General features: G+C 56.6%; 13 protein-coding genes. 5 read left to right on the forward strand and 8 right to left on the reverse strand.

Annotated features, from left to right (window positions below; translation table 11 throughout):
• Positions 1-98: 98 nt before the first annotated feature.
• The gene (locus tag CLV44_RS02575; RefSeq protein ID WP_211298064.1) at positions 99-254 is read left to right on the forward strand and encodes a DUF2256 domain-containing protein; all 156 of its coding nucleotides are present in this window, start codon (positions 99-101) and stop codon (positions 252-254) included.
• Positions 251-646, forward strand: a complete 396-nt coding sequence (locus CLV44_RS02580; protein WP_170069244.1) for a DUF3429 domain-containing protein — start codon at positions 251-253, stop codon at positions 644-646. The genes CLV44_RS02575 and CLV44_RS02580 overlap by 4 nt, the downstream gene beginning before the upstream one ends.
• On the opposite strand, the gene CLV44_RS02585 is transcribed toward CLV44_RS02580, so the two are convergent.
• Together CLV44_RS02585 and CLV44_RS02590 are read right to left on the reverse strand one after the other, a co-directional pair.
• Positions 637-1,932 carry a M18 family aminopeptidase gene (locus tag CLV44_RS02585; RefSeq protein WP_106590555.1) on the reverse strand — a complete coding sequence of 432 codons (1,296 nt, stop codon included), beginning with the start codon at positions 1,930-1,932 and terminating at the stop codon, positions 637-639. The genes CLV44_RS02580 and CLV44_RS02585 overlap by 10 nt on opposite strands.
• On the reverse strand, positions 1,932-2,450 hold the full coding sequence (locus CLV44_RS02590; protein WP_106590556.1) for an FKBP-type peptidyl-prolyl cis-trans isomerase: 519 nt from the start codon (positions 2,448-2,450) through the stop codon (positions 1,932-1,934). Before CLV44_RS02590 ends, CLV44_RS02585 begins: the two co-directional genes overlap by 1 nt.
• A gap of 193 nt (positions 2,451-2,643) precedes the next feature.
• On the opposite strand from CLV44_RS02590, the gene CLV44_RS02595 reads away from it, so the two are divergent.
• The 3 genes from CLV44_RS02595 (at position 2,644) to rpsA (ending at position 7,395) form a co-directional block, all read left to right on the forward strand.
• The gene (locus CLV44_RS02595; protein ID WP_106590557.1) at positions 2,644-4,722 is read left to right on the forward strand and encodes a carboxy terminal-processing peptidase; all 2,079 of its coding nucleotides are present in this window, start codon (positions 2,644-2,646) and stop codon (positions 4,720-4,722) included.
• Between the two features lie 4 nt (positions 4,723-4,726).
• Positions 4,727-5,509: a hypothetical protein gene (locus CLV44_RS02600; protein ID WP_106590558.1), complete on the forward strand. Its 783-nt coding sequence runs from the start codon at positions 4,727-4,729 to the stop codon at positions 5,507-5,509.
• A gap of 203 nt (positions 5,510-5,712) precedes the next feature.
• Complete coding sequence (rpsA, locus tag CLV44_RS02605; RefSeq protein WP_106590559.1) at positions 5,713-7,395, forward strand: 30S ribosomal protein S1; 1,683 nt, start codon at positions 5,713-5,715, stop codon at positions 7,393-7,395.
• A 160-nt stretch (positions 7,396-7,555) separates the two neighbouring features.
• Here the strand turns inward: rpsA and CLV44_RS02610 are convergent, their stop codons facing one another.
• The 6 genes from CLV44_RS02610 to dnaX are packed head-to-tail and all read right to left on the reverse strand — an operon-like array spanning position 7,556 to position 12,259.
• Positions 7,556-8,002 (reverse strand): YcgN family cysteine cluster protein, encoded by a 447-nt coding sequence (locus CLV44_RS02610; RefSeq protein ID WP_106590560.1) that lies wholly within the window; start codon positions 8,000-8,002, stop codon positions 7,556-7,558.
• Between the two features lie 2 nt (positions 8,003-8,004).
• Positions 8,005-8,295, reverse strand: coding sequence for a YcgL domain-containing protein (locus CLV44_RS02615; RefSeq protein WP_211298071.1), 291 nt, complete (start codon positions 8,293-8,295; stop codon positions 8,005-8,007).
• Between the two features lie 3 nt (positions 8,296-8,298).
• Positions 8,299-9,480 (reverse strand): ribonuclease D, encoded by a 1,182-nt coding sequence (gene rnd / locus CLV44_RS02620; protein WP_106590562.1) that lies wholly within the window; start codon positions 9,478-9,480, stop codon positions 8,299-8,301.
• Complete coding sequence (gene recR / locus CLV44_RS02625; RefSeq protein ID WP_106590563.1) at positions 9,473-10,087, reverse strand: recombination mediator RecR; 615 nt, start codon at positions 10,085-10,087, stop codon at positions 9,473-9,475. The genes rnd and recR overlap by 8 nt, the downstream gene beginning before the upstream one ends.
• A 2-nt stretch (positions 10,088-10,089) precedes the next feature.
• Complete coding sequence (locus tag CLV44_RS02630; protein WP_106590564.1) at positions 10,090-10,416, reverse strand: YbaB/EbfC family nucleoid-associated protein; 327 nt, start codon at positions 10,414-10,416, stop codon at positions 10,090-10,092.
• A 25-nt stretch (positions 10,417-10,441) separates the two neighbouring features.
• Complete coding sequence (gene dnaX / locus CLV44_RS02635) at positions 10,442-12,259, reverse strand: DNA polymerase III subunit gamma/tau (protein WP_106590565.1); 1,818 nt, start codon at positions 12,257-12,259, stop codon at positions 10,442-10,444.
• Positions 12,260-12,373: the final 114 nt, after the last annotated feature.

A 12,373-nucleotide genomic window follows, 5' to 3' on the forward strand; every position in this document is an offset into this window, starting at 1 on the left:
CGGATGCTGGAACGTTATTCTACTGGAATAACAGCTGAGCTATGTTTGTTAGAAGCTATTGAGCGATATCCACAACAACTAACTCAGACATAGCCAAAATGAAACGCAAAGCCGACCTGCCCGAAAAGCTCTGCCCCGCATGCCAGCGTCCATTCAGCTGGCGACGCAAATGGGCCGACTGCTGGGACGATGTACGCTACTGTTCCCAACGCTGCCGCCGGCAGCGTCCCTCACAAGGAGAATCTCCCTCATGATCCGCACTGCACACTGGCTGGGCTATGCCGGCCTGATACCTTTTATAAGCCTGACGCTGGGCATGAGTCTGCACCCGTTGACGGCAGTGGCTTTTACCACCTACAGCGCCGTCATTCTGTCATTTCTGGGCGGGATTCATTGGGGGGTGGCACTGAGCAAACCGCAGTGGAGCAATCCGACCCGGCTGTGTCTGTGCATGCTGCCCAGCCTGCTGGGCTGGCTGGCATTGCTACTGCCGATGACCGGATCACTGATCCTGCTGATCGGCAGCTATCTGAGCTGGTGGCTGTGGGACCGTGCCCAGCTGATCGAGCCCGACTACCGCCGCCTGCGTGTGCAGCTGACAGCAGTCGCCGTACTCTGTCATCTGGTCTGGCTGGTTCAGACCTGATCGGTCTGCAAAAACTGCTGCAATACCTTATACAGGCCGTGAGCATCACGACTGCCGGCCAGCTCACGGATGGAGTGCATGCCGAACTGGGGCACGCCGATATCCAGGGTTTTCACCCCCAGTTCAGCCGCCGTAATCGGGCCAATGGTGCTGCCGCATGCCATGTCGGTACGCACCACAAAACTCTGCACCGGCACCTCCACCTGTTCAGCCAAATGACGGAACAGCGCGCTGGTCTCACTGTTGCTGGCATAACGCTGGTTGGCGTTGATCTTGATCACCGGGCCTGCATTCAGCAACGGGCCGTGGTTACCGTCATGCTTGTCGCTGAAATTGGGATGTACGCCGTGGGCGTTGTCCGCCGAGATCAACATCGAGCGTGACAGCGAACGGTTGCGCTGATCGACATCCGGCAGAATCCGCTCAAGCCACTGGCTCAACATCGGCCCCTGCGCACCTGCTGCACTCAGGCTACCCACCTCTTCATGATCGTTGCACACCAGCACCTGACCGGTAGCCGCTTCCCCTCCATCAAGCAGGGCCTGCAGGCCGATGAAGCAGCTGAGCAGGTTGTCCAGCCGCGCCGAGGCCAGAAACTCCTGTTTAAGCCCGACCATTGCCGCGCCCTGGGTATCGTAGAAGCAGAGCTCGTAGTCCAGAACCGTCTCGACCTGCTCTACCCCCTGCTCTTCCAGGTACTGCTTCAGCAAAGCACGGAAATCAGGTTTTTCGTCGGTTTGCCCCATCACCACCGGCAGGTAGGTCTGAGCATTGATCGCGCGACTGGCGTTGGCGTCACGGTCAAGATGGATCGCCAGGCTGGGCAAGGTTGCAATCGCGGTCTCGAAATCGATTAGCACACTGGCCATACGCCCCGCATCCGTGCGGTAACTGACCCGCCCGGCCAGCGACAGGTCACGATCAAACCAGGGGTTGAGCAACACCCCGCCATACACTTCAACACCCAGCTGGAAATAGCCCTGGCGGTGCAGCTCCGGCGTGGGTTTTACCTTCAGACAGGGTGAGTCAGTATGGGCACCGATCAGCCGCCAACCCAGATTGACCGCCGCGTCCACCGCTGGCTGACGCCAGGCAATGATGGATGAACCATTGCGGCAGACGTAATACCCCTGCCCCGGCTGCAGCACCCAAGTGTCAGTTTCTTTAACCTCGGTAAATCCGGCCGCATCCAGCTGTTTGGACATCGACGTAACCGCATGAAACGGCGTTGGCGAGGCATCCAGAAAACGGATCAGGTCCTGATTAAAGTCCTTTAGGCTACGCATTATTCAGCCTCCTCAACAATGCTCAGCAGCTCAACCTTGAAAATCAGCGTCGAGTTGGCCGGAATATCAGTCGACGGGCTGGTCGCACCATAGGCAAGCTCAGGCGGCAGGTAGAGCATGGCCGTGCCACCCACATTCATTTTGATCAAGCCCTGACGCCAGCCACGCACAACCTGCTTCAACGGGAAACGTGCCGGTTGTTCACGCTGGTAGGAGCTGTCGAACACATGGCCATCAACCCGCGTGCCTTCATAATGCACCACCACGGTGTCAGCCGCCGTCGGGCTGGCACCTTCGCCACGCACCAGGTGTTCGATCTGCAAGCCATTGGCCAGCACTTCAACGCCCTCGCGTTTGGCATTCTCGGCCATGAAGGCATCACCTGCCTTGCGAGTATCATCATTCAGCGCACGCTCCAAACGTTCCTGACGCAGACGTTCCTGCTCAGGGTCTTCACTACAGCCACCCAGCAACAACGTCGCCGTGACAAACACCGCCACTGTTTTCCAGATCCGCATCGACGTTTACTCCGTAATTCTGTTGTAAACCGATGATTTTACATTACCAGGCGCGATGACTACACTCACAAAGCTGTAGCTGACGGAACTGATGACTGCTATCGCCGTCCTATTGTAGGAGACGAGCGCAGATGACGGTCCTCAATGCCCTCGAGAATCAGCTCCAGCCACCCGATCCGGAGATCCGCTGCTCATGACCACGCGATTTGCCAAGCCATTCCTGACTGCCCTGGCCCTGACGTTATCCCTGGGGGCCACTTCGGTCAGCGCCAACCTTCTGGCACCTGCACCCGTTCACTCGCAGACACTGCTGGATGTGGTGACGGCTTTGCAGCAGGGGCATTACAACCAGATTGAGTTTGATGACCAGCTGTCGAGCAATGTGCTGGATCAATATCTGGATACGCTGGACCCTGAGCGCAGCTACTTCTATGCCGCTGACATCGCCGAGTTCGAGCCCTTCCGCCACCAGCTGGACGATGACATTCTCAGCGGTAAAACCGCAGCGGCCTTTACCATCTTCAATCGCTATCAGCAGCGTCGCAGCGAACGTATCGACTATATCCTGACCCAGCTGGCACACGCCGAGTGGGATTTTACCCGTGACGAAAGCCTGAGTACCGACCGCAGTGAAATGCCGTGGCCTGCTGATCAGGCCGCCATGAACGAACTGTGGCGCAAGCGACTGAAGAGCGCCGTACTCAGCTTGAAACTGGCTGACAAAAGCACCGATGAAGCACGTGAAATACTGAGCAAACGCTACCAGAATCAGCAGCAGCGGATCGCTCAGGCCAAAGAAGATGATGTCTTCGAAAGTTTCGTCAATGCCCTGACCCATGAGTTCGATCCGCACACCCAGTACTTCTCGCCACGAGGCTCGGAAAACTTTCAGATCAACATGAGCCTTTCACTGGAAGGCATCGGTGCGGTACTGCAGGCTGAAAACGACCAGACCAAAGTCGTTCGCCTGGTTCCGGCCGGCCCTGCCGACAAGGCCGGACAACTCCAGCCAGCGGATGTCATTGTCGGAGTTGGCCAGGGCGCTGAAGGCAACATCGAGGATGTGGTCGGCATGCGTCTGGACGATGTCGTCAGCAAAATCCGTGGCCCCAAGGGGACTCTTGTTCGCCTGGAAATCATTCCCGCCGATGCCGCCGATCGTCAGAAACGCAAAGTTATCAGCATCGAGCGCAACAAGGTCAAGCTGGAAGAACAGGCCGCCCGCAAACGAGTACTGGAACTGGAACGTGACGGTAAACCCTACCGCTTGGGCGTGATCGAGGTGCCCACGTTCTACATCGACTTTGCTGCACTGCAAAGCGGCGACCCCGACTACAAGAGCACCACCCGCGATGTGGAACGCCTGATTCAGGAACTGCGCAATGAAAACATTGATGGCATGGTCATGGACCTGCGCAACAACGGTGGTGGCTCCCTGCGTGAGGCCAACGAACTGATCGGCCTGTTCATTCAACGCGGCCCGACAGTGCAGATCCGTGATGCCGCTGGCCGTGTCGATATCCTCGGCGATTTCGACCCCAAAGTCGCCTGGGACGGGCCGCTGGCTGTTATTGTCAACCGCTTGAGTGCCTCGGCTTCAGAAATCTTTGCCGGTGCCATTCAGGATTACAACCGTGGCCTGATCGTTGGTAACCGCACCTTCGGCAAAGGCACCGTACAAACCCTGCAGGCGATCGATCATGGCCAGGTCAAGCTGACCCACGCCAAGTTCTATCGCATTTCCGGTGACAGCACCCAGCACCGCGGCGTCGAGCCGGATATCCACTTCCCGTCGCTCTATACCGTTGAAGAGATCGGCGAAAGTGCATTGGACAAGGCTCTGCCCTGGGATCAGGTGCGTCCAGTTCGTCACGGTCGTTTCCCGAGTCTGAGTCCATTCCTGCAGCAACTGATCGAGCGTCATGAGCAACGCACCGCACAAGACCCGGACTTTGTCTTCATGCGCAAACAGGTCGCACACCTTGCCGAGCAGAAAGACATGCCTGAGCTTACTCTCAACGAAGCCCGCCTGCGTGCTGAACAGGAGCGCAACGAAGCCTGGATGCTGCAAGCCGAAAACGAGCGCCGCAGCGGCCTGAACCTGCCTTCGGTTGCTCAACTCAGCGATGCGGACAACGACCTGCCCACCGACGAGCAGGGCCGTCCGATCAATCCTGAGGCCGAAGCGATTCTGGCTGAAAGCGGCCGCATCCTGATCGATTTGATCGGACTGTCCGTTAGCCAGACCGCTACGGCACAGGCGGTAAAGTAACCCCATGAAGCTCAACCGCGCGGCTTGGCTATTACTGATATTTGTCCCCATCCTGCTGATTGCAGGGGGGACAGCCAGCTACTTTGCCTACCAGAAAATGCAGGCACAACATCAGCGTAACGTTGCCGAGCTGGAACAGTTCGGTTATGAGATGGTGCCCAGTGATATCCACTCTGAAACCGTGGGAACGCTGGGCGCATCGCAGCTGCCATCAACGTTCTCCGAGAAAAAACTGACACCGACCGAGCGGGTTATCCGCGGCCTGATGCAGGACAAGGAAAATTTGCTGGCAGAACAGCAAACCATGCTGGATGAAATCGACGCACTGAAGCAGCAGATCGAAGAACTGAAAGACTATAAGCGCCTTAATCAGCACTTTGCACCGGAAAGCTTTGCCGATGAACTGGCCCGCACCAAGTCGGTTTTGAAAAGCACCCTGGCACGCATGCCTGAGTCCGAACCGTTCAGCAATGTACGCCTTGATGTCATGGCCGCTGCGGGCACTCAGGAGTACCGCCGCTTCGTCATGGCCAACCGATTAATACTGGATCGGCCGGAGAAGGCACGCATCATCGAAGACTACTTGCCGACCTACGCTTTCTGCGTAGCCCGTGCTGTCGACCTGGCTGCCAACAGCCGGGACGAAGAGCGGATACTGATGGCCTGGTTCAGTGATCCCGACCAAACCCGCCTGCCGACACTGCTGGCCGCAGACATTGATAAACTGCTGCCCGCATGCAAAACACCACTACGCACAGCTCTGCAAGCGACCCTGCCAACGCCGTAATCAAGTAAATTTCATGCAGCTCGGCTGGCGCTATCAGCCATCCACCTGTATAATTTTGCAACTTTCTATTTTCCACTCCGGGCGCACATCGCCAGCCCAGTGCGTGATGAAGTGGCTATCGACAACCGACCCTGTATAGCTGGCATACAGGCTGGAAGCTGTTCCTCTCAATCCAGAGGGCAGCGACAATATAGGATACTTTCATGAGCGAAAGCTTTGCTGAACTGTTTGAAGCATCACTGTTAGACATTGCCATGACCCCTGGCACCCTGGTAATGGGTGAAGTTGTCGATATCGACAGCGATTGGGTTACCGTCAATGCTGGCCTGAAGTCTGAAGCAGTTATTCCCCGCGCACAGTTCCTGAACGACAACAACGAACTGGAAATCAAGATCGGTGATTCCGTGAAGGTTGCGCTGGAAGCGGTTGAAGATGGTTTCGGTGAAACCCGTCTGTCCCGTGAAAAAGCCAAGCGTGCTGAAGCCTGGGAAGTTCTGCAGAAGAAATTCGACGCAGAAGAGACTGTTACCGGCTACATCTCCGGTAAAGTCAAAGGTGGCTTCACTGTTAGCATCAACAACATCCAGGGCTTCCTGCCGGGTTCTCTGGTAGATGTTCGTCCGGTGCGTGACGTTGATCACCTGGAAGGCAAAGAGCTTGAATTCAAACTGATCAAGCTGGATCCGAAGCGTAACAACATCGTTGTTTCCCGTCGTGCCGTTCTGCAGGAAGCTAACAGCGCTCAGCGCGAAGAGCTGCTGGCTACCCTGGAAGAAGGTCAGATTGCCAAGGGTTACGTCAAGAACCTCACCAACTACGGTGCGTTCATCGATCTGGGTGGTGTTGACGGCCTGCTGCACATCACTGACATGGCGTGGAAGCGCATCTCTCACCCGAGCGAAATGCTGAACCCGGGCGACGAGATCTCTGTCAAGATCATCAAGTTCGACAAAGAAACCAACCGTATCTCCCTTGGCCTGAAACAGCTGAGCGAAGATCCGTGGGATGACATCAAAGAACGTTACCCGGCCGGCACCAAAGTTGCTGCTCGCGTCACTAACCTGACCGATTACGGCTGCTTCGCGTCCATCGAAGATGGCGTTGAAGGTCTGGTACACGTATCTGAAATGTCCTGGACCAACAAGAACATCCACCCGTCCAAGATTGTAAACATCAGCGACGAAGTGGAAGTTATGATCCTGGACGTCGACGAAGAGCGTCGTCGTATCTCCCTGGGTATCAAGCAGTGCACCATCAACCCGTGGGTATCCTTCTCCGAGCAGCACGCTGCCGGCGATAAAGTCAGCGGTACTATCAAGACCATCACTGACTTCGGTATCTTCGTAGGTCTGGATAACGACCTCGACGGCCTGGTTCACATGTCTGACATCTCCTGGGAAGCCGATCCTGAAACTGCACTGCGTCAGTTCAAGAAAGGTGACGAAGTTGAAGCGGTCATCCTGTCAATCGATGCCGAGAAAGAGCGTATTTCTCTGGGCGTCAAGCAGCTGGAAAGCGACCCGTTCGCTGAATACCTGGCCGCTAACGACAAGGGCACCATCGTCACTGGTACCGTGAAGAGCGTTGAGCCGAAAGCTGCAGTTATCGAACTGGCTGAAGGCATCGAAGGCACTCTGAAAGTATCCGAGATCGCTGCTGAGCGTATCGAAGACGCGACTACTGCTCTGAAAGTAGGCGAAACCGTTGAAGCCAAGATCACTGCCGTTGACCGTCGCAACCGCGTCATCAACCTGTCGATCCGCGCTAAAGACCACGCTGAAGAAAAAGCCGCCATCAGTGCAGTTCGCAACCAGGAAGTAGACGTTCCGGGTCCGACCACTATCGGCGATCTGATCAAGCAGCAGATGGCTAACCAGAACAACTGATTTTCCTCTTCAGTTGATATATCAAGGGATGCCTGATGGCATCCCTTTTTTTATGCCTATCGCACGTACACCGCCCCGAATACACAGCACCTGCCAACAGGCAAAAAAAACGGCCTCTTCTGGGAGACCGTCGTGCTGACAGGGCAACCGGCTATCGCCGTCAGTAATTCTCGTCCAGTACATAGTCGATCAGCTGATCTTCGCTGATCTCATTATCCCTGACTTCATAGACACTCAATACCGAAGCATTGGCAGCTACAACACTGCTGCGCTCGCCAGTCACCAGCGGATGCCAGTCCGGCAGCTCCTGCCCTTCGTGAATCAGGCGATAGCTACAGGTTGGCGGCAACCAGTCAAAGCTCTCCACATCTTCAGGCTCAAGACGGATACAGTTAGGCACCAGCTCACACCGGCGCTTGTATTCCGTACACTGACAGCTGCCCAGGTCCAGCAGATGACATACAACCGTGGTGTAAAACACCTCTTCAGTGTCTTCATCTTCGACCTTGTGCAAACAACAAAGCGCACAACCGTCGCAGAGCGATTCCCACTCGGGACGACTCATCTCACGCAGCGACTTGCGCCGCCAGAATACTTCCTGCGCCATACTCAGCGCACCCCTGACTCAGGGCGATCCTTGAACAGATCAAGCAGGTAGTCTTCCTTCGGAGGCGGCATCTGCAGAAAATAGCCTTTGCCTTCAATGTCATTGATCAGCTTTTGCGTATCCTCGATACGCGCAAGCTTACGCTCCGCCTTCAGCGGCATATCCATCACATGGACCGGCCGACCAAACTTTTCCAGCAGCAGCTCGGGCACACGCTCCAGCTGCTCACGCTTATCAACGTACAAGTACATCTCGTCTTTACGTGTGCTTTTGAAAATACTGATGATCTTCATCATTCAACTCTTATCAAACTGTTCAATTCGCGCCAGCAGTGCATCACCCACCAACGGCTTACGCCAACCGGACAGGCTCGGCGGCAAACGGTAATGACCAAACGCTTCCAGCGAATGAATCAAGCCATCCAGATCACGCTTGCGTAGCAGCACCTCGGGCAACAAATCATGCTGTTCCGCCGCCTGACGACCAATCGCCCGCAACTGCTTAAGCCGCTTGTTCCACACATAGTGCAATGGTCGCGCGATCTGCTCCGGTGGATTGATCCGCGCCGACTCGGTCGCATTGGCGAGCAGCTGTAAAATCTCGCCGCCAAACTCACGTACCACACGGCTACGCTGAATCATGCGATCCAGCTGGGCTTCGGTCGACGGCTGCTTCTCCGCAATATCCAGTAGCACCTGATTGCGCAGCAGACGATTGCGCGACAGATCTCGACGCCGACAGGTCTGCTCGCGCCATGCCGCCAAGTCCCTGAGGGCGGCACGCTGCACGTCATCAAAATGCCAGGCCTGACTGAAGCGCTTGAAGTAACTGTACGGGTCCTGCTCATCCTGGAGCGAGATGACCTCCGACAGCGCCGCACACTCCTCTTCCGCCCAGGCCAGACGCCCCCGCTCCGTCAGCTGCTGACGCTGCAGCAAAGCCAGTGCCGGCAGATAAGCCACATCCAGCGCAGCATAACGCTCCTGCTCTGGTGTTAGTGGACGCTGCAACCAGTCAGAGGTGGTTTCACCCTTGCCCAGTTCAACTTCAAGGGCGGAAGCAACCATACGCTGCAAGCCCATACTGAACCCCCAGCCCGCGAACGCCGCACCAATCTGCGTATCATACAGCGGTGCCGGCAAGACACCGTAACTGTGTCGAAACAGTTCAAGATCTTCGCTGCCGGCATGAATCACCTTAAGTACCTCAGGTGCCGCCAACACCCGCACCAAAGGCGTCATATCCGACACACTCAGAGGGTCAATCAGGTAGCAGCCATGCTCATCCGCAATCTGTATCAACCCGGGAATCGGGTAAAACGTATCCGTGCGCATGAACTCGGTGTCCAGCGCCAGCAGTGGCTGCTTTAACCAACGCTCGGCGTGCTCCGCCAGCGTAGCGTTATCGTCAATCCGTACCGGCGAAGCCGCATGGCGCTCCAGCACTTGCCAGTCATATCGTTGCCAAAGATCAGTCATCGGCACTCCGTTTCAATGAACGACGTCCGGCAAATGCATGCGCCAAAGTGCCGCCATCGACAAACTCCAGCTCACCCCCGACAGGAACGCCATGCGCAATGCGCGTAATATTGACGTGCGTCTGCTGCAACTGCTCGGCAATGTAATGCGCCGTGGCTTCACCCTCAACCGTCGGGTTGGTCGCCAGAATAAGCTCACTGACTTCACCACCGTCAACGCGGGTAAACAGCTGCTCAAGGCCAAGCTCGTCAGGACCAATACCATCGATCGGCGACAGATGGCCCTTGAGCACAAAATAGACGCCATTGAAGCCGCCCGTCTGCTCAACCGCCATCAGATCCACCGGCGACTCAAGCACACAGACAACGCCTCGATCACGGGTACCATCCTCACAGATGCCACACCGCTCACGCTCGGACAGGTTGCGACACACTTGGCATTCACCAATATGTTCGACCGCCTGTACCAATGCCTCGGCAAGCGTCTGCGCTCCCGTACGATCACGTTCAAGCAGGTGCAATGCCATACGTTGGGCCGACTTCGGCCCAACGCCAGGCAGTGTACGCAGCGCACTGATCAGTTCTTGCAGTAAGGGACTCAGACTCATTATCAGAACGGCATTTTGAAGCCCGGCGGCATACCCATGCCACTGGTCACCTTGGACATTCTTTCCTGCGTAGTCTGCTCAACCTTGCGCACAGCATCATTCACTGCAGCGGCGATCAGGTCTTCCAGGATCTCTTTGTCCTCTTCCATCAGGCTTTCATCGATCTGCACAGCCTTCACGTCATGACGACCATTCATGGTGATCCGTACCAGTCCGGCACCAGACTCACCGGATACTTCAGCACGCTGTACTTCTTCCTGCGCCTTCTGCATATCTTCCTGCATTTTCTGGGCCTGTTTCATCAGGTTCCCCATGCCACCTTTCATCATGGTGCCTTTCCTCTCGTTCAATCAGTCAGTCAATCGGCCGTACCGAGTCGCGCTCGATAGTAGCCCCAAAATGTTCCATCAATATCTGTACCGTGGCATCGGTTTCGATGGCCACAACGGCTTCAGCCAACCGCTCCACACGTTTGCGCTCAGCCCGCTGCGCAGGCGTTTCTCGCGTCTGCGCAGCCTGGATGAACTCAACATGACACGCGTCGCCTTTCACCTGCCGGATCGCATCACTGATACGCTCACGGCGATCACCACTGAGCAAGGCTTCCTGCTCGGGCATGTAGTGGAAACGCATGAGGTCATCCTGTTCGACCTCCAGCGAGAGATTTCGTGCCAGGCTCTCGGCCATACCGCTCAGGCCAAGGGTTTGCAACAGCAACGCCCACGCTTCGCCCTTGGCTATACCCGGATCTGCAATCGGAGCCTCAGGCACCCCCTCGGGGGCGGACGATACAGGCCTATTGAGCGGTGCTGCTGCCGGCTGCACATGTTTAACGTCAGCCGGGCGGGACTTTTTTGGCTCAGCATCACCCATGGCAGCCAAGTCTGCTGGCAACTCTTCCCACGGCGGCACATCATCCAGCGGCGGTGCCGCAGGTTGAGGCTCGGCACGGGGCATTGGAGCCGGAGCCGCTTTAGGCGCCGAGGTTGGTGTGGAGACCGGTGCGGCAGCTGTGTCAGCGTGCGAACGTGCAGCCGGTGCAGCATCGGTCACCGCAGTGGCAGCAGATGCTGCCAGCGGTTCGGCATCCGCCGGACGGAACGCCAACATCCGCAGTAACGTCATCTCCAGCCCTTCACGGGGCTCAGGCACCAACGGCAGATCCTTGCGTCCCATCAGCGCGACCTGGTAGTACAACTGCACTTCTTCTGCCCGCATCTGCTGCGCAAGTGCCAGAATCTGCTCGCGATCGCCCAGGCTATTATCGACCGCCGCCGGCACCACCTGCGCCAAGGCAACGCGGTGCAGCAGGCTGACGATATCGCCCAACACACCATGGTAGTCCGGCGAGAATTCCGCCAGGGCATACACGGCTTCCAGCACCGCTTGCGGCTGATGCGCAGCGACATGCTCCATAATGCGGTAAACCAACTGCTGGTCGATAGTTCCCAGCATCGAGCGCACATCGGCTTCATTGACCGCACCGGCACCAAAAGCAATCGCCTGGTCGGTCAGGCTGAGGGCGTCGCGCATGGAGCCATCCGCCGAGCGTGCCAACAACCAAAGTGCCGCCACCTCACAGGGGATACTTTCCTCCTGCAGCACATATTCCAGATGCTGCTGAATACGCTCTGCCGTCAGATTCTTCAGGTTGAACTGCAAACAGCGCGACAAAACCGTCATCGGCAACTTCTGCGGATCGGTGGTAGCCAGCAGGAACTTGACGTGGGGCGGCGGCTCTTCAAGCGTCTTCAACAGCGCATTGAACGAGCTGTTGGACAGCATGTGTACCTCATCGATAAGGTACACCTTGAAGCGCCCATGGGTTGGCGCATACTGGACGTTTTCCAGCAGTTCACGGGTATCCTCGACCTTGGTACGCGATGCAGCATCGACCTCAATCAAGTCAACAAATCGACCTTCGGCTATCTCGACACAGGCACTGCACTGGCCACAGGGCTCGGACGATACGCCGGTTTCACAGTTCAAGGACTTGGCAAACAGACGGGCGATCGAGGTCTTACCTACCCCCCGCGTACCAGTAAACAGATAGGCATGGTGCAGACGGTCATCATCCAGTGCGTTAACCAATGCCTTGAGGACGTGCTCTTGCCCGACCATTTCCGCAAAGCGCTTGGGCCGCCATTTGCGTGCCAGAACCTGATAGCTCATGCTGCCTCATTGCCAAATTTGAACGTTTCAATGGGGGCAAATATTAACATGCTTTATTCGTCGATGCCCCTCTGGATAAGGCCAACACAGGGTTTATACCCACACGCCAATTGC

Source organism: Marinobacterium halophilum (genome assembly GCF_003014615.1).
GTDB lineage: Bacteria > Pseudomonadota > Gammaproteobacteria > Pseudomonadales > Balneatricaceae > Marinobacterium > Marinobacterium halophilum.

Excerpts from the sequence above, each read along its gene's own strand:
- CLV44_RS02615 (WP_211298071.1), bottom strand. The coding sequence starts at position 8,295 with ATGAAGATCATCAGTATTTTCAAAAGCACACGTAAAGACGAGATGTAC.
- CLV44_RS02610 (WP_106590560.1), bottom strand. The coding sequence starts at position 8,002 with ATGGCGCAGGAAGTATTCTGGCGGCGCAAGTCGCTGCGTGAGATGAGT.
- rpsA (WP_106590559.1), top strand. The coding sequence starts at position 5,713 with ATGAGCGAAAGCTTTGCTGAACTGTTTGAAGCATCACTGTTAGACATT.
- CLV44_RS02580 (WP_170069244.1), top strand. The coding sequence starts at position 251 with ATGATCCGCACTGCACACTGGCTGGGCTATGCCGGCCTGATACCTTTT.
- recR (WP_106590563.1), bottom strand. The coding sequence starts at position 10,087 with ATGAGTCTGAGTCCCTTACTGCAAGAACTGATCAGTGCGCTGCGTACA.
- CLV44_RS02590 (WP_106590556.1), bottom strand. The coding sequence starts at position 2,450 with ATGCGGATCTGGAAAACAGTGGCGGTGTTTGTCACGGCGACGTTGTTG.
- CLV44_RS02595 (WP_106590557.1), top strand. The coding sequence starts at position 2,644 with ATGACCACGCGATTTGCCAAGCCATTCCTGACTGCCCTGGCCCTGACG.
- CLV44_RS02575 (WP_211298064.1), top strand. The coding sequence starts at position 99 with ATGAAACGCAAAGCCGACCTGCCCGAAAAGCTCTGCCCCGCATGCCAG.
- CLV44_RS02600 (WP_106590558.1), top strand. The coding sequence starts at position 4,727 with ATGAAGCTCAACCGCGCGGCTTGGCTATTACTGATATTTGTCCCCATC.
- rnd (WP_106590562.1), bottom strand. The coding sequence starts at position 9,480 with ATGACTGATCTTTGGCAACGATATGACTGGCAAGTGCTGGAGCGCCAT.
- CLV44_RS02585 (WP_106590555.1), bottom strand. The coding sequence starts at position 1,932 with ATGCGTAGCCTAAAGGACTTTAATCAGGACCTGATCCGTTTTCTGGAT.
- dnaX (WP_106590565.1), bottom strand. The coding sequence starts at position 12,259 with ATGAGCTATCAGGTTCTGGCACGCAAATGGCGGCCCAAGCGCTTTGCG.
- CLV44_RS02630 (WP_106590564.1), bottom strand. The coding sequence starts at position 10,416 with ATGATGAAAGGTGGCATGGGGAACCTGATGAAACAGGCCCAGAAAATG.